General features: G+C 71.8%; 25 protein-coding genes and 1 riboswitch. Of the genes, 9 read left to right on the forward strand and 16 right to left on the reverse strand.

Annotation, left to right across the window (positions count from 1 at the left end):
• The first annotated feature begins 536 nt into the window (after positions 1-536).
• Positions 537-1,403: a homocysteine S-methyltransferase gene (mmuM, locus tag ACIBK9_RS30195; RefSeq protein ID WP_352353249.1), complete on the forward strand. Its 867-nt coding sequence runs from the start codon at positions 537-539 to the stop codon at positions 1,401-1,403.
• A gap of 136 nt (positions 1,404-1,539) precedes the next feature.
• Here mmuM and ACIBK9_RS30200 read toward each other — a convergent pair whose 3' ends face one another.
• Entirely contained in the window at positions 1,540-1,968 is a 429-nt protein-coding gene (locus ACIBK9_RS30200; RefSeq protein ID WP_397162216.1) for a DoxX family protein, read from the reverse strand.
• Positions 1,969-2,049: 81 nt separating this feature from the next.
• On the opposite strand from ACIBK9_RS30200, the gene ACIBK9_RS30205 reads away from it, so the two are divergent.
• Positions 2,050-2,505 (forward strand): MarR family transcriptional regulator, encoded by a 456-nt coding sequence (locus ACIBK9_RS30205; protein WP_364331689.1) that lies wholly within the window; start codon positions 2,050-2,052, stop codon positions 2,503-2,505.
• A 72-nt stretch (positions 2,506-2,577) separates the two neighbouring features.
• Here ACIBK9_RS30205 and ACIBK9_RS30210 read toward each other — a convergent pair whose 3' ends face one another.
• Positions 2,578-3,285 (reverse strand): lysophospholipid acyltransferase family protein, encoded by a 708-nt coding sequence (locus tag ACIBK9_RS30210; RefSeq protein WP_387666209.1) that lies wholly within the window; start codon positions 3,283-3,285, stop codon positions 2,578-2,580.
• A 147-nt stretch (positions 3,286-3,432) separates the two neighbouring features.
• Between ACIBK9_RS30210 and ACIBK9_RS30215 the strand changes: the two genes are divergently transcribed.
• Both ACIBK9_RS30215 and ACIBK9_RS30220 read left to right on the forward strand, forming a co-directional pair.
• Positions 3,433-4,191, forward strand: coding sequence for an alpha/beta hydrolase (locus ACIBK9_RS30215; RefSeq protein ID WP_387666207.1), 759 nt, complete (start codon positions 3,433-3,435; stop codon positions 4,189-4,191).
• Between the two features lie 46 nt (positions 4,192-4,237).
• Positions 4,238-4,717 (forward strand): hypothetical protein, encoded by a 480-nt coding sequence (locus ACIBK9_RS30220; protein ID WP_397162217.1) that lies wholly within the window; start codon positions 4,238-4,240, stop codon positions 4,715-4,717.
• A 9-nt stretch (positions 4,718-4,726) separates the two neighbouring features.
• Here ACIBK9_RS30220 and ACIBK9_RS30225 read toward each other — a convergent pair whose 3' ends face one another.
• From ACIBK9_RS30225 to ACIBK9_RS30255, 7 genes are all read right to left on the reverse strand, one after another.
• Positions 4,727-5,833 carry a hypothetical protein gene (locus ACIBK9_RS30225; protein ID WP_397162218.1) on the reverse strand — a complete coding sequence of 369 codons (1,107 nt, stop codon included), beginning with the start codon at positions 5,831-5,833 and terminating at the stop codon, positions 4,727-4,729.
• A 37-nt stretch (positions 5,834-5,870) separates the two neighbouring features.
• Positions 5,871-6,605 (reverse strand): endonuclease/exonuclease/phosphatase family protein, encoded by a 735-nt coding sequence (locus ACIBK9_RS30230; protein WP_397162219.1) that lies wholly within the window; start codon positions 6,603-6,605, stop codon positions 5,871-5,873.
• 12 nt (positions 6,606-6,617) lie between these two features.
• Complete coding sequence (locus ACIBK9_RS30235; RefSeq protein ID WP_364331702.1) at positions 6,618-7,550, reverse strand: ROK family glucokinase; 933 nt, start codon at positions 7,548-7,550, stop codon at positions 6,618-6,620.
• A 13-nt stretch (positions 7,551-7,563) separates the two neighbouring features.
• Positions 7,564-7,959 (reverse strand): DUF5304 family protein, encoded by a 396-nt coding sequence (locus ACIBK9_RS30240; protein ID WP_357967786.1) that lies wholly within the window; start codon positions 7,957-7,959, stop codon positions 7,564-7,566.
• A gap of 39 nt (positions 7,960-7,998) precedes the next feature.
• A complete protein-coding gene (locus ACIBK9_RS30245) occupies positions 7,999-9,162 on the reverse strand; it encodes an ArsA family ATPase (protein WP_358294108.1) in 1,164 nt (387 codons plus the stop codon).
• Entirely contained in the window at positions 9,159-9,602 is a 444-nt protein-coding gene (locus tag ACIBK9_RS30250) for an SRPBCC family protein (protein WP_352353271.1), read from the reverse strand. The genes ACIBK9_RS30245 and ACIBK9_RS30250 overlap by 4 nt, the downstream gene beginning before the upstream one ends.
• An 83-nt stretch (positions 9,603-9,685) precedes the next feature.
• A complete protein-coding gene (locus tag ACIBK9_RS30255) occupies positions 9,686-10,453 on the reverse strand; it encodes a metallophosphoesterase (RefSeq protein WP_387666192.1) in 768 nt (255 codons plus the stop codon).
• A gap of 128 nt (positions 10,454-10,581) precedes the next feature.
• Between ACIBK9_RS30255 and ACIBK9_RS30260 the strand changes: the two genes are divergently transcribed.
• Positions 10,582-12,327, forward strand: coding sequence for an AMP-dependent synthetase/ligase (locus ACIBK9_RS30260; RefSeq protein WP_397162220.1), 1,746 nt, complete (start codon positions 10,582-10,584; stop codon positions 12,325-12,327).
• A gap of 3 nt (positions 12,328-12,330) precedes the next feature.
• On the opposite strand, the gene ACIBK9_RS30265 is transcribed toward ACIBK9_RS30260, so the two are convergent.
• A complete protein-coding gene (locus ACIBK9_RS30265; RefSeq protein WP_397162221.1) occupies positions 12,331-12,747 on the reverse strand; it encodes a MerR family transcriptional regulator in 417 nt (138 codons plus the stop codon).
• 58 nt (positions 12,748-12,805) lie between these two features.
• On the opposite strand from ACIBK9_RS30265, the gene ACIBK9_RS30270 reads away from it, so the two are divergent.
• A complete protein-coding gene (locus ACIBK9_RS30270) occupies positions 12,806-13,699 on the forward strand; it encodes an aldo/keto reductase (RefSeq protein WP_397162222.1) in 894 nt (297 codons plus the stop codon).
• A 70-nt stretch (positions 13,700-13,769) separates the two neighbouring features.
• Here ACIBK9_RS30270 and ACIBK9_RS30275 read toward each other — a convergent pair whose 3' ends face one another.
• Positions 13,770-14,552, reverse strand: a complete 783-nt coding sequence (locus ACIBK9_RS30275; RefSeq protein ID WP_397162223.1) for a DeoR/GlpR family DNA-binding transcription regulator — start codon at positions 14,550-14,552, stop codon at positions 13,770-13,772.
• A gap of 182 nt (positions 14,553-14,734) precedes the next feature.
• On the opposite strand from ACIBK9_RS30275, the gene ACIBK9_RS30280 reads away from it, so the two are divergent.
• Genes ACIBK9_RS30280 through ACIBK9_RS30290 form a run of 3 tightly spaced genes read left to right on the forward strand, consistent with a single transcriptional unit; the run spans position 14,735 to position 17,807 of the window.
• Positions 14,735-16,021 (forward strand): ABC transporter substrate-binding protein, encoded by a 1,287-nt coding sequence (locus ACIBK9_RS30280; RefSeq protein ID WP_397162224.1) that lies wholly within the window; start codon positions 14,735-14,737, stop codon positions 16,019-16,021.
• On the forward strand, positions 16,021-16,893 hold the full coding sequence (locus ACIBK9_RS30285; RefSeq protein WP_352322927.1) for a sugar ABC transporter permease: 873 nt from the start codon (positions 16,021-16,023) through the stop codon (positions 16,891-16,893). The genes ACIBK9_RS30280 and ACIBK9_RS30285 overlap by 1 nt, the downstream gene beginning before the upstream one ends.
• On the forward strand, positions 16,890-17,807 hold the full coding sequence (locus tag ACIBK9_RS30290; RefSeq protein WP_358294118.1) for a carbohydrate ABC transporter permease: 918 nt from the start codon (positions 16,890-16,892) through the stop codon (positions 17,805-17,807). The genes ACIBK9_RS30285 and ACIBK9_RS30290 overlap by 4 nt, the downstream gene beginning before the upstream one ends.
• A 16-nt stretch (positions 17,808-17,823) precedes the next feature.
• Here ACIBK9_RS30290 and ACIBK9_RS30295 read toward each other — a convergent pair whose 3' ends face one another.
• From ACIBK9_RS30295 to ACIBK9_RS30315, 5 genes are all read right to left on the reverse strand, one after another.
• Positions 17,824-18,918, reverse strand: coding sequence for a glycosyltransferase family 4 protein (locus ACIBK9_RS30295; RefSeq protein ID WP_397162225.1), 1,095 nt, complete (start codon positions 18,916-18,918; stop codon positions 17,824-17,826).
• On the reverse strand, positions 18,915-20,741 hold the full coding sequence (locus ACIBK9_RS30300; protein ID WP_397162226.1) for a M48 family metallopeptidase: 1,827 nt from the start codon (positions 20,739-20,741) through the stop codon (positions 18,915-18,917). The genes ACIBK9_RS30295 and ACIBK9_RS30300 overlap by 4 nt, the downstream gene beginning before the upstream one ends.
• 11 nt (positions 20,742-20,752) lie before the next feature.
• Positions 20,753-21,586 carry a hypothetical protein gene (locus ACIBK9_RS30305; RefSeq protein ID WP_397162227.1) on the reverse strand — a complete coding sequence of 278 codons (834 nt, stop codon included), beginning with the start codon at positions 21,584-21,586 and terminating at the stop codon, positions 20,753-20,755.
• Positions 21,587-21,756: 170 nt separating this feature from the next.
• Positions 21,757-22,239, reverse strand: coding sequence for a C40 family peptidase (locus ACIBK9_RS30310; RefSeq protein ID WP_397162228.1), 483 nt, complete (start codon positions 22,237-22,239; stop codon positions 21,757-21,759).
• Positions 22,240-22,369: 130 nt separating this feature from the next.
• Positions 22,370-22,533: riboswitch (cyclic di-AMP (ydaO/yuaA leader) on the reverse strand.
• Positions 22,534-22,883: 350 nt separating this feature from the next.
• Positions 22,884-23,810 carry an NlpC/P60 family protein gene (locus ACIBK9_RS30315; protein ID WP_397162229.1) on the reverse strand — a complete coding sequence of 309 codons (927 nt, stop codon included), beginning with the start codon at positions 23,808-23,810 and terminating at the stop codon, positions 22,884-22,886.
• Positions 23,811-23,901 lie beyond the last annotated feature (91 nt).

Below are 23,901 nucleotides of genomic sequence, written 5' to 3' on the forward strand. Positions count from 1 at the left end.
GACACCCCGGCAGCGCTGCACCACCCCGCAGCGCTGCCGCCTCCGTCCATGAGCGGTCCGACGCGGGAACACGCCGCAGCGCGGCCCGGCGGCGCGGCTGTGCGGCGTCGGGCAGTGCCCCGGCGGGCTGGGCGGTGATCTGCGGGGGCTCGTGTTCACGGACACTTGGGGCGAATGGCTCATCGGCCACTAACGGGTCCAACCGTGCCGCACCGGACTTGGTGGTAGCGCCGTTTCCAGAACCGCCGTTTCCACCAAAGGCGGGGATTCTGGATTCTTTGCTGATTTCGCTGCCTAATCATCTGCGAGCCCGGCGTAATGGGCCGCGGCGGGCGTCCAGGGAACGATGGCACGCCATGACGGGCCCCGCTGCCGCGAACGACCCGGCACACCCGCGTACCGGCGCGCGAATGCCCCCACGACCCATTATGAATTCCACGCCCGGCGATATCTCCGCCGCGATATTCAGGCCTCCCCGGGAAAAGGCGTGCCATTCCCATGTGCCACCATCCCCCGCGGCCTCCTATTCTGGACGGGTGAGCACACTCGTCCTGGACGGCGGCCTGTCCACGCATCTGGAGTCGCTCGGCGCGGATCTGCGCGACGAGCTCTGGTCGGCGCGCCTGCTGCTGGAGCAGCCCGAGCTGATCAGGCGGGTGCACGCCGACTACTACGCGGCGGGCGCCGACGTGGCGACCACGGCGAGCTACCAGGCCACCATCCCCGGCTTCCAGCGGCGCGGGCTCGACCGGTCCGAGGCCGAGCGGCTGATCAGGTTGTCTGTCGAGCTGGCCGGGCAGGCCCGCGACGAGGCCGGTCGCGGCCTGGTGGCGGCCTCGGTCGGCCCCTACGGCGCCTATCTGGCCAACGGCGCCGAGTACACCGGCGACTACGACCTCGACGAAGACGGCCTGCTGGCCTGGCACCGTCCGCGCTGGGAGATCCTGGCCGCCGCCGGCGCCGACCTGCTGGCCTGCGAGACCATCCCGTCCTACGCCGAGGCGCGGGCGCTGGCCGGGCTGCTGGCCTCCACGCCGGGGGTCAAGGCGTGGGTGAGCTTCTCCTGCCGCGACGCCGAGCGCATCAACGACGGCACCCCGATCGACCGGGCCGCCGCGCTGTTCTCCGGAAACCCTCAGGTGGTGGCGGTCGGCGTCAACTGCACGGCGCCGCGGCACATCCCCGGGCTGGTCGCCCGCCTGTCCGGCGGCCTGCCCGTCGTGGTCTACCCCAACTCGGGCGAGACGTGGGACGCCGAGCAGCGCCGGTGGCTGGGCCTGTCCGACCCGGTGGAGTACGGGCTGGCCGCCAAGGAGTGGGAGCGCGCCGGGGCGTCGCTGATCGGCGGCTGCTGCCGCACGACCCCCGAGCACATCAGGCAGATCCGCGCCCACCTGACCTGACGCCCCAGGCCCAGGCCCCAGCGAGACGTCACCGGCACACCCGACGCCCCCGGCCGCCGTACGGACGACAGCAAGGCCGCAGGGACCCCCACGCGTGGGCGCGCGGGGGTCCTGAGCGGCCGGAACGGGCGGGTCGCTAGGCGGCGGCCGGAGCCGTGGTGCGGCGTCGGCCGAGGAGGGCGTCGAGCGCCAGGGCGCCGCCGCCGGTGAATCCCACCGCCAGGCTCGCCGCCGCCAGCGCGAGGACGAACTCATAGCCCCCTTCACCGGCCCCGAAGCCGCTGGAGCCGTGGACGAACACGATCGCCCCGATCATGTCGAGGGCCAGCAGCGTGCCCGCGATCGGCAGCGCGGCGCCGAGGATCAGCGCGATGCCGCCGGCCACCTCCAGCACCGCCACGGCCGGCGCGGCCACCCCGGCCAGGGGGATGCCCGCGGACTCGAAGAACTTCGTGGTGCCCGCGATGCCCATGTCGGCGAACTTCTGGTAGCCGTGCACCAGGAAGATCACGCCGACGGCGATCCTGGCCAGCAGCAGGGCGATGGGACGCGCCTGGTCGATCATGGACCCTCCAAAGGGAGTCGTTCAGATTTGAACAACCACTCTACCGGTAGTTCAAATCTGAACAACAAGTACACTTGGGACGTGACGGACACCCGCTGGCTCGACGAGACGGAGATGGCCGCCTGGCGCGCCTTCCTGTCGGCCTCCCACCTGCTCGAACGGCGCATCGAGGAGCAGCTCAAGGCCGCGGCCGGGCTGACGCACCCGCAGTACGAGATCCTGGTGCGGTTGTCGGCCGCCCCCGAGCGCCGGATGCGCATGACCGAGCTGGCCCGGGGCGTGGTGGTGTCGAAGAGCGCGCTGACGTACCAGATCACGCAGCTGGAGAAGGCCGGGCTGGTGGAGCGCACCACGTGCCCGTCCGACGACCGCGGGGTGCTGGCGGTGCTCACGGAGGCGGGCGAGCGCTGCCTGGAACGCGTCGCTCCCGGGCACGTCGAGGTCGTGCGGGACTACCTGATCGACCGGCTCACCCGCGCGGAGCTGACCTCACTGACCAGCGCGATGACGAAAAGCGAACAGGCTCTCAGAAGCTGACCGCGAAGGCGCCGGGAACCGGCCGGAGAACGGACAGGCCCTCAGGAGCTGACCGCGAAAACGGACAGGCCCTCAGGAGCCGGTCTTGGCGGCGGCGCGGCGGGCGCGTTCCATCTCGACCCGGGCGCTGGCGGCGTACTTGTCGACGTACTCCTGGCCGGACAGCTCCATCAGCGCGTACATGATCTCGTCGGTGACCGCGCGCAGGACCAGCCGGTCGTCCTCCATGCCGTAGTAGCGGGAGAAGTCGAGCGGCTTGCCGAACCGGACGCCCGGCCGGATGCCGAGCTTGGGGAACAGCCGCCCGGGCGGCATCATCTCGTACGTGTTGACCATCGCCCACGGGATGACCGGCACCCGCGACTCCAGCGCCAGCCGGGCCACGCCGGTCTTGCCCTTGTAGAGGCGGCCGTCGGGCGAGCGGGTGCCCTCGGGGTAGATGCCGAGGACGTTGCCCTCGCGCAGGATGCGCAGGCCGGTGCGGAGCGCGGCCTCGCTGGCCTTGCCGCCGGAGCGGTCGATCGGCACGGTGCCGACGCCGCTGAAGAACAGCCGGGTGAAGAAGCCCTTGATGCCGGTGCCGGTGAAGTAGTCGGCCTTGCCGAGCGAGATCACCTTGCGGCGGATCTGCAGCGGGCCGAAGAAGTGGTCGGCGAAGGAGAGGTGGTTTCCGGCCAGGATCGCGGGACCCTGCTTGGGTACGTTGTCCCCGCCCTCCGTCCACGGGCGGAAGAGCATGAGGATCGGCTTCAAGATGGCCTTGACCACCCAGTAGAACACCCGGCCACCTCTTCCCCAGGACATCGTGATTGAGCAGAGTCATCTTCCCATCCCTGGCGAGATGCAACTACACCAGCTCTCGCACAATCACCCCTGAACGTGCGACGATCGGGCAGTTCCGGGATGAAATTGCGTCAAGGAGCTGTTATGCCGCTCATGCCAGGCGCGGAGCCCTACCACCACCGAGCGGGTCAGGTCGGTGTGCTGCTGTGCCATGGGTTCACCGGCACGCCGCAGTCGCTGCGGCCCTGGGCCGAGTACCTGGCGGGCCATGGGGTCAGCGTCTCGCTGCCCCGCCAGCCGGGGCACGGCACCACGTGGCAGGAGATGAACCGCACCCGCTGGGAAGACTGGTACGCCGAGGTGGAGAAGGCGTTCGCCGACCTCCAGGGGCGCTGCTCGGAGCTGTTCGTGGCGGGCCTGTCGCTGGGCGGCTGCCTGGCGCTGCGGCTGGCCGAGGTGCACGGGGACGCCGTCAGGGGCGTGGTGGTGGTCAACCCGTCCATCGCCAGTGACGTGCCGCTGCTGAGGCTGGCGCCGCTGCTGAAGTGGTTCCTGCCGTCGGTGCCCGGCGTCGCGGGCGACGTCAAGAAGCCCGGCGTGACCGAGCTGGCCTACGCCCGCACGCCCGTCAAGGCGGCCGCGTCGCTGCCGGGGCTGTGGTCGCTGGTGCAGGCCGACCTGGCGAAGGTCACCCAGCCGCTGCTGGTCTTCCACAGCCGCGACGACCACGTGGTGAAACCGACGAGTGTGGCGATCATTCGCCAGAAGGTCCCGCAGGCCACGATCGAGGAGCTCACGGACAGCTACCATGTTGCGACGCTTGACAACGATGCCGACAGGATCTTTGCCGGTAGCCTCGACTTCATCCGGACACATGCCTCGGTACCCTTGCAGAGGGACTGATCGCACCCAGGGGGAAGTCGCGATCGCTGCGGAGAGGCCCATCTAGGTGACGCCCCAGAGTGACGAGGACGAGGTCTGGCGGCAGATCGTCGCGTCCTTCAACGACACAGCCGAGCGCGACTCGGCCGACCAGCCATGGCCGGACAGCGAGAACGTGCCCGCCGAGCCCACCCGCAGGGTGGTCAAACCGTCCGAGGAGCCCGAACTCGACCAGGACGCGCCCGACCGCGACGACCGTGACGACCGCGACGAACCCGTCCGCGACGACGACGAGGACGAGGGGCACTTCGAGCCGCCTCCCCCGCCGCCGCTGCCCAAGCTCGACCTGCCCACCAAGCTCGCCTGGGTGGCGCTGTTCGGCGGGCCCGCCTACCTGCTGGTGGCGGCGATGGCCAGCTGGCAGATGGAGGGGTGGGCGCTGTTCACCGCGGTGGCGGCGTTCATCGGCGGGTTCGTGGCGCTGGTCGTGCGCATGGGCGACGGCCCGCCCAACGACTCCGGCTGGGACGACGGCGCCGTCCTGTAGCCCGGCCCGTCACGACTTGGCCGTGGTGGTGCGGGGGGCGAAGGACTCCACGACGTCGGTGTAGCGGTCGGCCGCGTCGACGGCGTGGCCGACCGCCCACAGCGCCCCCTTGCCGGCCAGGTAGGCCACCGCCTGGAGGCGTACGCTGCTGCGGCCCTTCTCCGCGGCGCCGCGGATGATCTGGCAGGCGTCCTTCTCGCAGCGCATCACGAACGGCTGGGCCGCCTGCTCCGGGTCGTAGCCGGTCATCCAGTAGCGGCCCTTGCCGTCGCCGGTGACGCCGTAGAGGCGGGCGCCGGTGGCCGGGATCGCCAGGCGCTGCCAGCGTTTGCCGTTCCAGGTGAGCACGAGCGGCGAGATCTCGCCGGGGCCGTGGTAGACCCCGCCGACGGCCACCGCCCGCTTGGAGCTGTCGACCTGGATGTCGCGCAGGTAGCCGCCGGGGACGGCGGGCACGGACATCGACTTCCAGGCCCCCGACGTGTAGTGCATGATCAGCGGCGCGCCGCCGGTGTCACCGACGGCGAAGCCCGAGGCGACCGCGTAGAGCGCGCCCTTCTCCTTGGTCTCCTGGACGGTCCAGGTGTTGCCCTGGCCGGTGAGGATGAGCCCGGACTTCTCCCGGCTGCCGACCGCGACCACCCGGCCGGACTTGGCGTCGATGCCGCCCAGCCAGTCGCCGGCGTGCAGCCCCTGCGGCCGGACCCGGTCGAAGCCGGTGACGTCGCCGTGGGCCAGGTAGGGCAGGCCGTCGTGGCCGTCGCCGACCGCCCACACGTCGGAGGCGCCGGCGGCGGCCAGGCCGCGCAGGTTGCCCGCGGCGGTGGCGTCGCGCACGGCCACCTCGTTCCAGGAGGTGCCGTTCCAGTGGCGGATCGTGCCGCGGTTCTTCCAGACGTCCCAGATCTCCTGCTGGCCGACCGCCCACACGTCGCCCGGCGAGACGGCGAGCACGTCGGAGAGCGAGCCGTCCGCGTCGAGGCGCGCGCTCGTCGACTTCTGCCACGCCTCGGCGGCGGGGCGGGGCTCGGCATGCGCGGCGGGCGTGACCTGCGGCAAGGCCACGGACGTCGCCAGAAGGACGGAGAGCGCACGCCGCTGAGAGCGACGGGTCATGAACAAATGCTACGGGCTGGCCCGGGCGGCTCGCCCGTCAGAGTCCAACCTGCAACTCGGCGAGCACCGGCAGATGGTCGCTGGCCCCGGCCAGATCGGCGTTCGCGGCCGCCACTCCCCCGCAGGACAGGACGCGTGCCTCGCGCGCGGCGAACACCGCGTCGATGCGCTCGGCGGGCCGCGCGGCGGGGAAGGTCAGCCCGTCGCCCGCGGGCGCGGCGGCGTGGCAGTCGGACAGCCGGGCGGCCAGGAGACGCCAGGCCGGCTGGTGCCCCCGCTCGTTGACGTCGGCGCCGACCACGACGGCGGCGTCGTGCGCGGCGGCCGCCCGTTCCATGAGGGACATGGCCTCGCCCGCGTGCCGCAGCCGGGCGGCGAGGTGCAGGTCGAGGTGGAGCGAGCCGACGGCCAGCCGCGCGCCGCCGATCTCGACGACGGCGACGGCCAGCACCCGGCGTTCCAGGCCGGGGAACGCCTTGAGCCGGTGCAGCCGCGCCTCCAGCACCCGGGCCCGCGGCCCGGCCAGCACGCACACGCCGCCGGCGCGTCCCGGCGTGGCCACGCGCAGCCCGCCGGCCTCGGCCAGGGCCCGGCGCCTGGCCCGCCACCGGGCGAACCTCGGCGCCTCCTGGACGCACACCAGGTCGGCCCGCATGGCGGCGAGCACCCGGCGCAGCGCGGGCACGTCGTCGCGCATGCTGCGCACGTTGTACGAGGCGACCCTGACCAGCACGCCGTCGCGCATGCCCCGCGCGCCGGACGGGGGAACCACGGCCGGCACGCGCTAGCGCCGCCTGGCCAGGTCGGCGGCCCCGACCACCCCCGCGGACGCGCCCAGCTCGGCCAGCCGGATGTCGGCGAGCGGCCGGTGGCCGTGTCCGGTGAGCTGCCTGGCGAACACCTCGCGGGCCTCGTCGAGGAACAGGTCGGCGGCCCGGGAGACGCCGCCGCCGACGATGAAGCAGCCGGGGTCGAGCACGGCGGCCAGGTCGGCCATGCCCTGCCCGAGCCAGTCGGCCAGGCTGCGGAAGGCGGCCAGCGAGGCCTTGTCGCCCAGCCGGGCGGCCTCGGTCACCTCTTCGCCCTCGATCCGGCCGCCGGCCAGGCCGAGCAGGATCTCGGCGCGGTCGGGCTGCCGGGCGGCGATCTCCCTGGCCTCCTTGACCAGGGCCTGGCCGCTGGCGTACTGCTCCCAGCAGCCGATGTTGCCGCAGCCGCACACCCGTCCGTCGGGCACGACCTGCATGTGGCCGAGCTCGGCGCCCATGCCCCAGCGGCCGCGGTAGAGGGCGCCGTCGATGACGATGCCGCCGCCGATGCCGGTGCCGAGCGTCAGGCAGACCACGTGGGACTGGCCGCGCCCGGCGCCGAACCTGGTCTCGCCCCAGGCCATGGCGTTGGCGTCGTTCTCGATCACGACGGGCAGGCCGACCAGGTCGCCGATCTTCTTCTGCAGCGGCTCCTCGCGCCAGGCGAGGTTGGGGGCGAAGCGCACGATCGAGCGGGTCTCGTCGACGAACCCGGCCGCGCCGACGCCTACCGCCTCGACGTCCCTGCCCTGCGACAGCTCGCGGACGACGTCCGCGACCGTGTCGGCGACCACGTCGGGCCGGTCGGCCGCGGTCGGCCTGAGCGTGTGTTCGACGATCTCGCCGTTGTCGTCGACCACGCCCGCGGCGACCTTGGTACCGCCGATGTCGACACCGATCGTGAGCATGCCGCGTGTCTCCCTATCCCAGATCTATGTGTTCCACGTCGCCGCGGTCGCGGTCACGGGTGTCGCGCGGCCCGCGGGGGGCGGGCCTGCTCAGCGCGTCGAACGCCCCGCGCACCGCGGCGAACAGCTCGCCGCCCGCGGCCACCAGGTGGCCGGTCACGTCGGAGCCCGACTCCCGCTGCGCCGCGATCGCCCGGCACACCGGGCAGGCGCGGCAGATGTACTCGTCGTGGGGCTCGGACACCGCCTCGCTCCACACGTCCCGCTCCTTGCGGGCGCCGCCGCCCGTGAAGGAGTTGTAGACGGTCTTGCCGACCTGGCGCGTGGCGCGCCCCTGGATCGTCTCGAACAGCTTGCGCGCCTCGTCGGCCACGGTGCCGATGGGGTCTCTGTCGTTGTTCTCGGTCATCTGGCCCTCCCTGCGTATGGTTCGCTCATCCTGCTCAACTCATTCGGAGCCGGATTCGCTCCCCACACTGAACCGTATTCTCAGCGCGCCGTCGCGGAGCACGGCGGAGCCGATCTTCCTGCGGGCCAGCGCCGCGGGCAGCGCCAGGATCCTGCGGTACGGGCCGGCGGTGATGATGAGCTCGTCGCCCTTGCGGGCCAGGTCGACGTCGTCGTGGTCGGCCCCTGGGAGGGCGAGCGTCAGCTCGTCGGCGCTCAGCCGCAGCGGCGGCTCGACGGCGGGCGCCGCGAACGGGTCGGTGTCCCCGTAGACGGAGGCGCCCACCTCGGCCAGCGCGCGCCGGCCGACCGGCTCGGCGGGCAGGTAGGGAACGGTGTGGACGGGCAGCGGCGCGAACGACTCCTCGGCCTCGGCCAGCAGCCTGGCCTGGGCGCTCACCCAGTTGGCCCGCCACTCGTCGGCGCCGCCGGCCGGGAAGACGCGGTTGGCGATGACGGCGTCGACGCGGTAGCCGTACAGGTTGAGCGAGGTGAGGGTGCGCCTGGCCTCGGCGAGCACCACGGCCTCGGGGGTGAGCACGAGCCGCACGGACGCGCTGTCGCCGGTGAGCAGCTCGCGCACCTCCATCAGCCCGCGGTGGAACCGCTCGGCGGCGTTCATGACGTCGTCGCCCGGCGCGCTGACCCGGGCCACGCTGCGCATGAACGGCGAGACGACCTTGACCAGCTTGCGGCCGACCGGCATGAGCCTGGTGACGTGCCAGTCGAGCGCCTCGGGCAGGGCCAGCAGCCGCAGCGTCTCGGCGGTGGGGGCGCAGTCGATGACGATGACGTCCCAGGCGCCGTGGCGGGCGTGCTCGCGCAGTTCGAGCAGGGCGATGACCTCCTCGGCGCCGGGCAGGACAGTGATCTCCTCGGAGGTGATCTCGTCGAGGCCGAGCTCGGTGAGCACGCCCCTGGCGTAGTGCTGCAGGTCGCCCCAGTGGCGCTCCAGGGTCTTCTGCGTGTCGACCTGGTGCAGGTGGAGGCCCGGCGCGATCTCGCCGGGCTCGACGGCGAGCGCGTCGGCCAGCGAGTGGGCGGTGTCGGTGGAGACGATCAGCGTCTTGAGCCCGCGTTCGGCGGCCAGCGTGGCGGTCGCGGCGGCGGCGGTGGTCTTGCCCACGCCGCCCTTGCCGGTGAAGAGCAGGACCCGGGGGCTCACCGGGTACGGCCCTCGACGCGCTTCTTCAGCCCCTTGAGCGCGGTGTCCACGATCACCTTCTCGGCCTTGCGCTTGATCATCCCGATCATGGGCACCGTGAGGTCGACGGTGAGCTCGTACGTCACGTCGGTGCCACTGCCCGTCTCGGCGAGCTGGTAACTTCCGCGCAGGTCGCCGACCATCTTGCCCGGCTCGACCACCTGCCAGCGCACGTTGTCGTCGCCGTCCCAGGTGTAGGCCAGGGTGTAGGTGTCGTTGATCACGCCCGCGTCGAGGACGAACCGCACCTGCTCGGGCCGCCCGTCGGCGCCCGTACTGACGACCTCGGCGCGCTTGATCGATCCGGCCCATTCGGGATAGGCGGGGAAGTCGGCGATGACCGCCATGACCTCTGCGCGGCCGGCGCCGATGGTGGTGCTCGAAGTGGTGCGATCAGCCATGCGACCACCGTAATGCAGAATCCGCCCGTTGCGGCGGAGCGCCGGTCACCGGCCGCCCGGCTCACCATTCCAGGACGAACGGCTCACCATTCCAGGACGAACGGCTCTCCTTTCCCGCGGAAGTGGCCGACGTTCACGCACTCGGTGCGGCCGACGCGGGCGCGGCGGTGGAGGGGCTGGTGGACGTGGCCGAACAGGGCGTAACGCGGCTGGGTGCGCCGGATGGCCGCCAGCGTGGCCTCGCTGCCGCGCTCGAAGCGCCTGGCCACGACGTCGTAGAGCAGCTCGGGCAGGGCGGGCGGGATATGGCAGCACAGCACGTCGACCTCGCCGATCGCCTCGACCTTGGCGGCGTACTCCTCGTCGCCGATCTCGTACGGGGTGCGGTAGGGGGTCTTGAGACCGCCGCCGACGAAGCCGAAGCGCAGGCCGCCGATCTCCACCACCTCGCCGTCGAGCACCTGATGGCCCGGTTTGAGGTAGTCGGGCCACAGGCGGGGAATGTCCACGTTGCCGTAGGTGAGGTAGGCGGGGGTGGGCATGGCGGCGAAGAGGGTGGCGTACTGGGCGCGCACGTTGCGCTCGATGTGCTCGCGCGGGTCGCCGTCGAGGGTGGCCCACAGCCGCGCCGACATGGCCCTGGCCTCCTCGAAGCGCTTGGCCGTGCGCAGGGCGATGAACTCGGCGGCCCGCTCCGCGCCGAACAGGTCGGCGAAGATGCCGTTGGCGTGGTCGTCGTAGTCGATGAAGAGGATCAGGTCGCCCAGGCACACCAGCGCGTCGGCGCCCTCGCCCGCGCGGGCCAGCGCGTCGGCCCTGCCGTGCACGTCACTCACCACGTGGACCCTCATGGGGAAATCCTAGGTGGGACGGCTGCTAGCGTGATGAACGCCCTTCATAACGCTCCCATGACGATGCTACCGGCGCGTAACTTAAGGCGGTAACGTCCAGGCGGTCCCCGTAGAGGAGTTGAAAGTTCGTGCGCGAGTACAGCGTCCCCGTCCTGGTCGATGTGCCTGCCTCAGCAAGCCTGCCGGACACGGTCTTCGACCGGGCCGAGCGGGAGCCCGGCACCGTGATCATGCGCCGCAAGACCGACGACGGCTGGCCCGTCGTGACCGCGGGCGAGTTCCGCGACCAGGTGGTCGAGGTGGCCAGGGGGCTCATCGCGGCCGGGATCGAGCACGGCGACCGGGTCGCGCTGATGTCGCGCACGCGTTACGAGTGGACGCTGGTCGACTACGCCCTCTGGTCCGTCGGCGCGGTCACCGTCCCCATCTACGAGACCTCGTCGGTGGAGCAGGTCCGGTGGATCCTGGCCGACAGCGAGGCCAAGGCGGCCTTCGTCGAGCTCGACGCGCACGAGGAGACCGTCCGCGAGGCCGCGCCCGAGCTGAAGGCCGTCTGGCGGGTCGAGGGGCGGCTCGACGCGGAGGGCGTGCCCGACTCGGCCGTGGAGGAGCGCAGGAAGAAGGTCGTCGCCGCCGACCTGGCCACGATCGTCTACACCTCGGGCACCACCGGCCGTCCCAAGGGCTGCCGGATCACCCACGACAACCTGCTGTTCACCGCGCTCAACGTGCTGCGCGGGCCGCTCGACCGGCTGTTCAGCTCGAACGCCCCGGCGGCGCTGCTGTTCCTGCCGCTCGCGCACATCTTCGCGCGGATGATCCAGGTGGTGCTGGTCGAGGCCGGCGCGATCATGGCGCACACCCCGAACATGAAGAACGTCGCCCCCGACCTCCAGGACTTCAAGCCGACGTTCCTGCTGGGCGTGCCGCGCGTGTTCGAGAAGGTCTACAACGGCGCCGAGCAGAAGGCCGCCGCGGGCGGCAAGGGCAAGATCTTCGCCCGCGCCGTCGACGTGGCGGTGGCCTGGAGCAAGGCGGAGGCGTCCGGCGGCGCGCCGCTCGGCCTGCGGCTGCGTCACCTGCTGTTCGACCGGCTGGTCTACGCCAAGCTGCGGGCGGCCACCGGCGGCCGGCTGTCGGCCGCCGTCTCCGGCGGCTCGGCGCTCGGCGACCGGCTCGGCCACTTCTTCCGGGGCGTCGGCATCGAGGTCTTCGAGGGCTACGGCCTGACCGAGACCTCCGCCCCCATCTCGGTCAACATGCCGGGCGGGAACAAGATCGGCACGGTCGGCAAGCCGCTGCCCGGAGTCTCGGTCCGCATCGGCGACGACGGCGAGATCCTGGCCAAGGGCCGCAACGTCTTCCACGGCTACTGGAAGAACGACGCCGCCACCGCCGAGGCGGTCGACGCCGACGGCTGGTACCACACGGGCGACGTCGGCGAGCTCGACGCCGACGGCTACCTGCGCATCACCGGCCGCAAGAAGGAGATCCTGGTGACGGCCGCGGGCAAGAACGTCGCCCCCGGCCCGCTGGAGGACGCGCTGCGCGCCCACCCGCTGGTGTCCCAGGCCATGATCGTCGGCGAGGGCCGTCCGTTCGTCGCCGCGCTGGTCACGCTCGACCCCGAGGCGACGCCCGCCGGCCGCAGCGCGGCCGAGCTGCGCACCGACCCGGCGATCCTGGCGCAGGTGCAGGAGGCCGTCGACCGGGCCAACGGCACGGTGTCGAAGGCCGAGCAGATCAAGAAGTTCACGATCCTCGACACCGACCTCACCGAGGAGAGCGGCCACCTGACGCCCACGCTGAAGGTCAAGCGCAACCTGGTGATGCGCGACTACGCCAAGGAGATCGACGAGCTCTACGGCCACTAGCCGTCAGGCGGCCCCGACCAGCTCACCGGCCGGATCATCGGCCGGATCATCGGCCGGCTCATCGGCCGGGTCGCCGGCCCGCTCGGTCGCGGTCAGGATCGCGGCCAGGGCCTGGCGGGTGGCCTGGAGCTCGGCCAGCTGCTCGTCCAGGCCGGTGAGCCGGCCGCGGAGGGCATCGAGGGTGCACGCGTCCAGCACCTCGCCGGAGCCGGAGGCGCACGGGAGCACGTCCCTGATCACTTTGGTCGGCAGGCCCGCGGCGAGCAGCGTGCGGATGCGCCGGACCACGACGGGCGCGTCCGTTCCGTAGCGCCGGTGACCGCCGTCGGCCCGGTACGAGGTCAGCAGCCCCTGCTCCTCGTAGTAGCGCAGCAGCCGGGGGCTGACCCCGGTCTCCGCGGAGAGCGCGCCGATCTTCACGTGATGCTCCTCACACCGCTTGCATCTCACATCGATGTGAGCTTCTAGCGTGACGTCCATGAGAGAAATTCCTCGCGAAACTGTACAGACGTTCACCATTGGCGGAGACCTGGAGGTGCGCCGGATCGGCTACGGGTCGATGCGGCTGGCCGACGCCCCCGACCCCGCGCGCTCGGCGATGGAGGCGCCCATCTGGGAGGCGCCGGCGGACCGCACGGGCGCCGTGGCCGTGTTGCGCCGGGCGGCCGAGCTGGGCGTGAACCTCTTCGACACCGCCGACTCCTACGCGCTGGGCGCCAACGAGGAGCTGATCGCCGAGGCCCTGCACCCGTACGGGGACGGCGTGGCGGTGGCCACCAAGATCGGCGTGCTGCGGCCCTCGCCCGCCGAGTGGGTGCCGCTCGGCCATCCGGCCTATCTGCGCCAGCAGGCCGAGCTGAGCCTGCGCCGGCTGCGGGTGGAGAGCATCGACCTGCTGCAGCTGCACCGCCTGGACCCGGCCTACCCGCTCGCCGACCAGATCGGCGCGCTCAAGCAGCTCAGGGACGAGGGCAAGGTCCGGCACATCGGCCTGTCGGAGGTGAGCGCCGAGGAGCTGCGCCAGGCGGCGGAGATCACGCCGATCGCGGCCGTGCAGAACATGTACAACCTGGCCACCCGGCAGCACGAGGACGTCGTGGACCACGCCGCCGCGCACGGCATCGCGTTCCTGCCGTTCTTCCCGATCGCGGCGGGCTCCCACGCCGGGCCCGGCACGCCGCTGGCGGCGGTGGCGGCCGAGATCGGCGTCACCCCGGCCCAGGCGTCGCTGGCCTGGCTGCTGCGCCGTTCCCCCACGGTGATCCCGATCCCGGGCACCTCCTCGATCGGGCACCTGGAGGAGAACGTGGCGGCGCTGTCGGTCGAGCTCTCCGACGAGCAGTACGACCGGCTGTCGGCGGCGGTCGCTTGAGGCCGCCGTCCGGAAGCGGGGGCGCGGCGCGGCCCCTCAGCCAGTGACGGGCCTTACCTCGTGACGGGCCTCATCTCGGGACGGGCCGCGCCTCGGCCAGGACGAGCCGGCCCGCCCGCTCCGACAGCGCCTGCCTGGCCGGCTCCGGCAGGCCGGTGTCGGAGACGACCACGTCGGCCTCGCCGAGCTCGGCGATCGTGCTGATGCCGACGGTCCCCCACTTGGTGTGGTCGGCCAGCACGACGAGCCGGGAGGCCGCCTCGACCAGCGCGCGGTCGGTCTCGGCCTCCATCATGTTCGGGGTGGTGAAGCCCGTCCTCGCGGTCATGCCGTGCACGCCCAGGAAGAGCAGGTCCACGTTGAGCCGGCGGATCGCGGCGACCGCGACCGGGCCGACCAGGGCGTCGGACGGGGTGCGCACGCCGCCGGTGAGCACGACCGTCTGGTCGGGACGGCCGGCGTGCTGGAAGACGTCGGCGACGCGGACGGAGTTCGTCACGACGGTCAGGCCGGGGACCTGGCCCAGGTGGTGGGCGAGCGTCCAGGTCGTGGTGCCGGCCGACAGGGCCACGGCCGTGCCGGGGCGGACGAGCGCGGCGGCGTGCCCGGCAATGGCCTGCTTCTCCTCCTCCTGCTGCACGGACTTGGCGGCGAAGCCGGGCTCGTTCGTGGCGCCGATGGTGGTCGCGCCGCCGTGCACCTTGGCCAGCAGGCCGCGCTCGGCCAGCAGCTCCAGGTCGCGCCGGATCGTGATGTCGGAGACGCCGAACGTGCGCACCAGGTCCACGACCCTGACGCCGCCGTTCTGCCGGACGAGGTCCAGGATCGCCTGCTGACGCTGCGGGGCGAGCATCGCATCACCAGATCCCAACAGGTTCCGACACATCCCGTCCGCATCATGACATGACACCGGCCTGGTGAATGCGTCGAAAACGTCATGAAACAGTGCGTTGACAGCGGTAGAGCTTCGTCTTTCGATGAATGGGTGTGAGCGAACTCGGGGGAATCTGAAGGGTCCGGCAAGGAGGAACCACCATGGACCGACACATGCCGATCTCCCGCCGCCGTCTACTCCTCGGAGCCGCCGCGTTCGGCGTGCCCGCCGTCCTCGTCGGGTGCGGGTCCGGCAGCCCCTCCCCCGGGCCCGGCAGGTCGTCCGGCGGCGGGACGGGCACGGTCACGATCGGCTCGAACGCCTCCGACGAGGTGCCCAAGAAGGCCCTGGAGACCGTGCTCAAAGGCTTCACCCAGGCCGTCCCGAAGGTCAACACGGTCGACCACAACACGTTCCAGGAGAACATCAACCGCTATCTCAAGGGCACGCCCGACGACGTGTTCACCTGGTTCGCCGGCTACCGGATGCGCTTCTTCGCCGAGCAGGGCCTGGCGACCGACATCTCGGACGTGTGGCGGGAGATCGGCGGCGACTACACGCAGGCGTTCAAGGACCAGTCGACCGGCACCGACGGCAAGCAGTACTTCGTGCCGTTCACCTACTACCCGTGGGCCGTCTTCTACCGCAAGAGCCTGTGGCGCGCCAAGGGGTACGAGCCCCCGAGGACCCTGGACGAGTTCACCGCCCTGGCCAGGAGGATGAAGGCCGACGGGCTGGTCCCGATCGCGTTCGCCGACAAGGACGGCTGGCCGGCGATGGGCACGTTCGACATCCTCAACATGCGCACGAACGGCTACGACTTCCACATCTCGCTCATGGCCGGGAAGGAGTCGTGGACCGACCCCAGGGTCAGGCAGGTCTTCGACACCTGGCGGGGGCTGATGGAGTACCACCAGCCGGCCGCGCTCGGGCGCACCTGGCAGGAGGCCGGGCAGTCGCTCGCGCAGAAGAAGACCGGCATGATCCTGCTCGGCATGTTCGTCGCCCAGCAGTTCCCCGAGGCCGACCGCGACGACATCGACTTCTTCACCTTCCCCGAGATCGACCCCGCCCACGGCACCGACTCGATCGACGCCCCCATCGACGGCTACATGATCTCGGCCAAGGCCAGGAACGTGGACGGCGCCAAGGCCCTGCTCAAGCACCTGGCCAAGGGCTCGTCCCAGAACGAGGCGACCAAGCTCGACCCGGGCACGCTGGCGTCCAGCTCCAAGGCCGACACCAGCGGCTACAGCGCGCTGCAGAAGCGCGGCGCCGAACTGGTCTCCCAGGCCACCCACCTGGCGCAGTTCCTCGACCGCGACACCCGGCCGGACTTCGCCTCCACCGTGATGATCCCGTCCCTGCAGGCGTTCGTCGGCGCGCCGAACGAGATCGACTCGCTGCTGGCGGGCATCGAGAAGCAGAAGGCCAACATCTTCCGCTGATGACCGTCAAAACCCGTCGCTACTCCGCCCGGGACGTGACCGTGCTGGTCATCGGGCTGGGGATGGCCGTCATCGTCAACGTGGGCCTCATCTGGGGGCCCGCGCTGGCCTCCGTCGCGCTGTCCGGCACCGACTGGAACGGCATCGGGCCGATCGAGTGGGTGGGCGGGCGCAACTACCACGACCTGGCCACCGCCTACCCGCCGTTCTGGTCGGCGGTGCGCAACAACGTGTTGTGGCTGGGCTTCCTGGGGCTGGTCGCGACGCCGTTCGGGCTGTTCTGCGCGGTGCTGCTGGACCGGCGGCTGCGCTGGTCACGGGTCTACCAGAGCGCGCTCTACCTGCCGGTCGTGTTGTCGCTGGCCGTGGTGGGCTTCATCGCCCAGCTCGTCTACTCCTCCGACTACGGCGTGCTGAACGCGGTCACCGGCCTGACCGTGGACTGGCTGGGCGACCGGTCGATCAACATCTGGGTCGTGATGGTCGCGGCCGGATGGCGGCACGTCGGCTACGTCATGATCATCTACCTGGCCGGGCTCAAGGCCGTGGACCCGGCGCTGAAGGAGGCCGCCGCCATCGACGGGGCCACCGAGGCGCAGGCCTTCTTCCGCGTGGTGTTCCCGACGCTGCGGCCGGTCAACGTGATCGTGCTGGTCATCACCGTGATCGAGGCGCTGCGCGCGTTCGACGTCGTCTACGCCGTCAACAAGGGCAGGAACGGCCTGGAGCTGCTGTCGGTGCTGGTCACCGAGAACATCGTGGGCGAGGCCGGCCGCATCGGCTTCGGCTCGGCCATCGCCGTGATCCTGCTGGTGATCTCGCTGGGGTTCATCGTCACGTACCTGTCGCAGCTGTTCAAGGAGGAGCGATGACGCTCACCGCGCCCGCCGCCGCTCCCCCGGCCCAGGACCGGCGGCCGCCCGCGCGCCGGCCCGTGCGGCCGCTGCGCGTCCTGCTGCACGTCTTCCTCGCGCTGGTCGCGCTGGGCTGGGTGCTGCCGCTGGCCCTGTCGGTCTACGCCTCGCTGCGGCCGTACGCGGAGACGGCCCGGCTGGGCTACCTGTCGGTGCCCGAGCACCTCACGCTCGGCTACTACGCCGAGGCGTGGAGCCGGGCCGAGCTGCCCCGCTACTACCTGAACACGCTGATCATCGTCGTCCCCGGGGTGCTGGTCACGCTCTTGCTGGCCTCGTTCACGGCGTTCGCGGTCGCGCGGGTGCGCGTCCCGGGGCGCAAGGCGCTGCTGATCGTGTTCACCGCCGGGAACCTGATGCCGCCGCAGGTGCTCATCACCCCGCTGTACACCCTCTACACGCTGGTGCCGCTGCCCGCCTGGCTGTCGGACTCCCAGTCGCTCTACGACTCCTACCTCGGGCTGATCCTCATCCACGTGGCGTTCCAGTTCGGCTTCTGCGTCTTCGTCATCGCGAACTTCATGCGGACGATCCCGGAGGAGATCACCGAGGCGGCGCTCGTGGACGGCGCGAGCGTGTGGAAGCGCTACTGGCGGCTCACGCTGCCGCTGTGCAGGCCGGTGCTGGCGGCGCTGGCCACCTTGGAGTTCACCTGGATGTACAACGACTTCCTGTGGGCGCTGGTGCTGATGTCCTCGGGCGACAAGCTGCCGGTGACCTCGGCGCTGAACAACCTGCGCGGCCAGTTCTTCACCGACTACAACCTGCTGGCGGCCGGGTCCCTGCTGGTGGCGCTGCCCACGCTGGTCGTCTTCCAGCTCCTGCACAAGCAGTTCGTCGCCGGGCTCACGCTGGGCTCGACCAAGGGCTAGGTGTACCTGGCCAAGGTCAGGAGGGTCGGAGCAGGGCGTGGAAGCGGGTGGCGACCTGCTCCCACGTCCACTCGCGGGTGATCCAGTCGCGGCCGCGGGCGCCCATCTTGCGTGCCCGCGCGGGGTCGGAGAGCAGGTCGACGACGGCCTGGGCGACGTCCGCGACGTCCGCGCCGTCCACGACCAGGCCCGTCTCCCCGGGCCGGACGGCGTCCGGCGCGCCGCCGGAGTTGCCCGCGACCACCGGCAGGGCGGTCGCCGACGCCTCCAGGAAGACGATCCCGAGGCCCTCGACGTCCACGCCGTTCCAGCGGGTGCGGCAGGGCATCGCGAAGACGTCGGCCGCCGCGTAGTAGCCGGGCAGGCTCGCGGCGGGGACCGTGCCGGTGAACCTGATCGACTCGTGCCCGCCCGCCAGGCGCTCCAGCCGCGACCGGTACGGGCCGCCGCCCACGAGCAGCAGCACCGCGTCCGGCACCGCGCGCAGCACCCTGGGCCAGGCCCGGATGAGCTGGTCCTGGCCCTTGCGCGGGACCAGCCGGGACACGCAGGCCACCACCGGCCGGCCGTCGAGGCCCAGCGCCGCCTTGGCGGCCCGCGGGTGGAACTGGTCGACGTCGACGCCGGGCGCCAGGCGGACGAGCTTGTGCGGGGGGATCGCCGCGGCCAGGCGCTGCCGCGTGTAGTCGCCCAGGTAGGTCACCACGTCGGCGTGCGCGCCGATCCTGCGCAGCACCGAGCGGAAGCCCGGCGCGCCCGCCCACGACGCCTCGTGGCCGTGGGTGAGCATCACCACCCGCCGCGCGCCCGCCGCGCGCAGGCGGGGCGCGAGCAGGCCGAGCGGCGCGGCCGCGCCGAAGACGACGGTCTCGGCGCGGTGCTCGGCCACCAGCCCGGCCGCCCTGCGCGCGACGGCCGGGGTGGGCAGCATCAGCCGCGTCGGGTGCCGGACGACCCGGTACGGCTGACGCCGGTCGAACTCCTCGCATCCCGGCCAGGCGGGGGCGTAGACGGCCACACCCGGCGTGCGGAGCGCGAGTCCGTGCACGAACGACTGGATGCCGCCCGGCCTGGGCGGGAAGTCGTTCGTCACGAAGACCACGTCGGTCACGGTTCGGGGACGCCGTTCAGTCTCGCCCACGAGCGGGCCAGGGCGTTGCGCTCGGGGCTGGAGGGATGGGAGGCATAGAGCACATATTCCACCGCATCCGGCGACAAGTCGGAAATGTTGGTTATGGCGAGGCGTTTCTGCATCGCGACGAACGTGGCCGGATCCCTGGTGAGGTCGAGGGCGTGCACGTCGGCCCGCGCCTCCACGTGCCGCGTGATCAGGTTCTGGGCCGGGTCGGAGACCAGCGAGGCCAGCGTCATCAGCCCCATGAGCACGCCGATGGCGCGCGGGTCGGCCACCGAGGCGATCCCCGTGCGCCGCCGCAGCGGCCCGACCAGCAGGAACAGGCCGATCGCCCCGAAGGCGGCCAGCAGGCCGCCGAGCAGCGTGCCGTCGAGCACGTCGGCGTGCTTGGCGTGGCCCAGCTCGTGCGCGACCACCAGCTCGACCTCCGACTCCGGCGCCTTGAGCAGCGTGTCGTAGACGACGATCCGGCGGGTGGCCCCGAAGCCCGACACGTACGCGTTGAGCGCCGTGGTGCGCCGCGAGGCGTCGGCGACCAGCACGTCCTCGACCGGGACGCCGTCCCGCTCGGCCATGGCCAGCAGCTCCGACCGCAGCGAGCCCTGCGGCATGGAGGTGAAGTCGTTGAACAGCGGCTCGAACACCACCGGGTAGACGTACGACACGCCGAGGGTGAGCGCGAACGCGCCCACGGCGGCCGGGATCCACCAGCGGCGCACCTTGCGGGCCAGCGCCACGAGGGCGAGCAGCATGACGGCCGTCAGCAGCACGCCGACGCCGGTGTTCTTGAGCCGGTCGGCGGCCCAGCCCGCCCAGTCCTGGGTGGACAGGCCGTAGTCGCGCAGGATCGTCTCGAACCACATGCCGAGCGGCCACCTCAGCACTTCGGTGATCGCGGTGAGCACCACCACGCCGAGGATCACCCGCACCCACCACGGGCCCCTGAGCACGCCCAGCACCTTGGCCGCGAACGGCGTCAGGACCAGCAGCCCGGCGAACAGGACCGTGAGGCCGAGCGAGATGTAGCCGGGCAGGGTGGTGGCCGCGTCGAACGCCTGCGCCCTGGCGATCTGGGCGGCGCTGAAGTCACGGGCGGGGTCGGGGGCGACGGCGGGCGCGCCCGCCGCCAGGACCCGCCAGGGGGTGGTGAACGCGACCACGGCCAGGATCACGCCGCCGACCAGGGCCAGGGCGGCGCCGGCGGCGCGCCTGGAGCGGGATTCCACGCGTTGCCGTTCGCGGGCGATCAGGTGCTCCGCCGTTCCCGTCAGCTTGCCGGTTCCTGGACGGGCCTCGACGCCTTCGGCGAAGGGGGTGGCGGGATCGCCCGCGCCCTTGCCAGGGCCCTTGCCCTCGCCTCCACCTTTGCCGCCCTTGCCGGGGTGGTCCGGGGGCTCGTCGGGGGCCTCGGGGCTCCTGCCGGGGGTGTCCGTGCCATCGGCGGCCTGCGCGCAGGGCTGGGCGTCGGCGGCGGGGGCGTCGGCGTGGGTCGCGTGGGGGCGGTCGTCGGGGGTGGGGGGTCGGGGGTGACGGGGGTCCTCGGTGTCGGGGTCGGCGTCCGCGTCGGGGCGGGCGTCCGGATAGTCCGGATCGTCGGCGTGGCCCGGGGACTCGGGGGGCTCGTTGGTGCCGGACGGCTCCGGCGGCGCACCGTCACCGGGCCGGTCTCCGCCGTCGTCCCTGATGGCCACACCGCCGCCGTGCGCCGCCGCGACCGCCGTGCCGGGCTCGTCGGCCCCTCTGGCGACCGCTCCGGCGGGCTCGTCCCCTTCCCGGGGCGGGTCGTTCCGCTCGCTCATCTGCCTCCCCTTCACGCGAGCTGCTCTCGTACGTACTCGCGCCACCGTGCCGCCAGCGTCTCGGCGGTGAGCCCCACGGAGGCGAGCGCCTGATCGACGCCGGCCACGCGGGCATCACGGTAGAGCCGTACCAGGGTCCCGTCACCGAACCGGTCTGCGAGGAAGCGACACGCCATCCATGCCTCCTGGTACGCCCGCGCGAGCCGTCCGGGATCGGCGGCCGTGGGGGCGAAAGCCGCAGGTCCGGGCAACTCGCTCGGCAGCCGGCCGGCCTGTACGTCGGCGGCGAGTTCGGCGGCGGCCGTCCTGACGGGGAGCCCCGCGTCGCGGTAGGCCACGTAGTCGGCGAACCCCTCGTAGAGCCAGACGGGCAGCCGGTCGGTGCCCGCGGCGACGTGGGTGAGCTCATGGGTGAGGACGACGTCGCGTCCCGTGGGGGTGAGCCGGGCGAACGAGCCGGGCACGACGATCACCCTGGCGCCGTCGGCAACCGCGGCCAGCCCGTCCAGCGGGCCCGTGCCGGCCAGCCCGGCCGCCTCGGCGTCGGAGTCCGGCACGACGACCAGCGCGCGCACCGGCCGGCCGAGCACCGCGGACACCCGCCGTCCGGCGAGATCCGCGCGGCGGGCCAGATCGGCGAGCACGCCGGGCTCCGCGCGGTGCCCCACGACCACGGACCGCGCGCCGCGGGCAACCTGACCGCCGTCGCTCCACAACCCGCGCGCCCCGGCGGGCAGGACGGCGGCGGGCGGCGCGTCGGCGACCACGAGCACCGCCGTCGACAGCAGCAGGATCGAGAGGAGCAGCCGCGGACCGCGAAGGGACGGACGCACCTGCGAGGACACGGCCCGATGCTAGTAGGCCCACGCCCCTCCCGGCCCCTTCCCGAGACCGGGCCCTCCGCCGGACCGATCCCGTCGCGGAGCCGGGCCCTCCGCCGGACCGGGTCCTGCTCGGGGCCGGGCATGCGACAGGCCCCGGCCCGGACCGGGGAGGGTCCGGGCGGGGCCCGTTGTCACGCGCCGGGACGCACCGCGCCGACGAACGACGACTTCCGCCATCCGCCCAGTTTGTCGATGCGCACCCGTTCGCCGGTCCGCGGCGAATGGACCATCTTGCCGTGGCCGACGTACATGCCGACGTGGCCCAGCCCGTTGAAGAACATCAGGTCGCCCGGCTTGAGATTGCGCCAGGAGACCTTGCGCTTGATGCGGGCGAACTGGCTGTTCGTCACGCGCGGGAGTCGTACCCCGGCCTTCTTCCAGGCGTACTGGACGAGTCCGGAGCAGTCGAACGCACCAGGGCCCGTGGCCCCGTACCGGTACGGGTCGCCGACCTGATGCTTGGCGACGGCGACGGCCCTGCGGGCCTTCGACGCCTGCCGCGCGGCCTTGGCCGACTTGGCAGACCTGACGGTCTTCGCCGACTTGGCCGACTTCGCAGTGGCCGCCTTGGCGGTGCTGGACACCGCGGTGAGCCTGGCGGCCGATTCGCTCACCGTCTGCGCCCCGGCCGGCACGGCATGGAGAACCGCACCTCCGGCCGTCACGGTCATCGTGAGTGCGACGCCCCTCAGGGCAAGACGGGACAGACGGGGGTTATGCAGGGAGGTAGACAGGATTTCTCCTTGTGTCTTCCACGAACGCCTACCGGGTTAGCTGACGGATTCGGGCCTGGAAGTCGCCCTACGGCGCGAAGACGCGCCGATTCACCCCTGATCCCGGGGGATGACGGGATCTGTGGGTCCCCGGCTCCGTGCCTCCTGGCTGCACGGACTCGGCAGGTCGCCGCCCGATGGTTGTGCCTGAACGGGGATATCGGCGGCGACCGCTGGATTTTTATCTGGTCCGCATCGGGGTTCCGATGTCGATCCGCGGTGCGCATGGCTTGCTGACCGCGACGCCAGAAACTACGCCGACGGGTCAAGATTTGGCAAAGAGAGACTCGGCCTGTAAAGATCAGATAAAGGTGCAAGTAAAGGGTGAAACCCCTGCTGGACCTCAGGGTTCCGTTACCGGTTTGTGACCCTTCTCACACTTCCCGACACACCCGATTGTCAGGGCACTTTCGCCCCATTTGTCCCGTTCGCCGCAGCGATCACGGGCACGCCGAAGCCGCCCGAGATTTCGGGCGGGGGCCGAGTCAGGGGCGGATGGCTCCGACGAGCGGGCGGCCGTAGTCGGCGAGGCGGACGACCTTGACGACGTCGCCCGTCTGCGGCGCATGGACGATCTTGCCGCCGCCCGCGTAGATGCTGACGTGCCCGAGCCCCTCGCTGAAGATGAGGTCACCCGGCTGGAGGTCCTTGAGGTCCACCTTCCGGCTCGCGCCCCAGGCCCACTGCTGCCAGGTCGTACGCGGCAGTGAGACGCCGGCGGCGCGCCAGGCCGCCTGCGTCAGCCCTGAGCAGTCGTAGCCGCGCGGGCCCGTGCCCCCGTAGATGTACGGCTTGCCCACCTGGGCGAAGGCGAAGTTCAGGACGGCCGCCGCGCTGCCCGAGGCGGGACCGGTGTACTTGATGCCGGTGCTGTTGGGGTTGCCCGGGTTGTAGGCCCCCAGCTTGTCCAGGAGCTTCTTCTGCTGGCCGACCAGCTTCAGCACCTCGGCCCGCTCCCGCTGGACGGCGTCCCGCTCCTTGTCGGCGTCGGCCAGCGCGGTCTGGGCGTTGTCGCGCTCGGCCTTGAGCCCCTTGTTCTCGCGGTCGAAGGCGGCCAGCTTCTCCAGCCGCTCGCGCGAGAGCTGCCCGGCCATGGCCAGCCCGGCCAGCAGGTTCTCGGGGTCGTCGACGCCGACCATGCCGGGCAGGGACGTGACGTCCCCGCCCAGCTTGTAGGAGTCCACCGCCACCCTGATGATCTCGGCGCGGAGGTCGGCGACCGTCTGCAGCTTCTGCTTGTAGCGGTCGTTGAGCCTGGTGTAGGCGTCCTTGGCCTTCTTGTAGTTCTCGGTCGCCGTGTTGTACCGGTCGACGACCTTGTCGGCCTTGTCGTTCAGCTTCTCCAGCTTGGCCTTGGCCTGTTTGAGAGTGGGCTTGGGATCAGCGAGCGCCGCACCCATCGGGACCGTCATCAGTCCGATCGCGAGACCCGCGGCCACCGTCACCCGGCCAAACCTCACAGCGTCGCCTCCCAGGGATTACACCTGGGGCGAAATAGTACAG

Source organism: Nonomuraea sp. NPDC050227 (assembly GCF_044459705.1).
Classification (GTDB): domain Bacteria; phylum Actinomycetota; class Actinomycetes; order Streptosporangiales; family Streptosporangiaceae; genus Nonomuraea.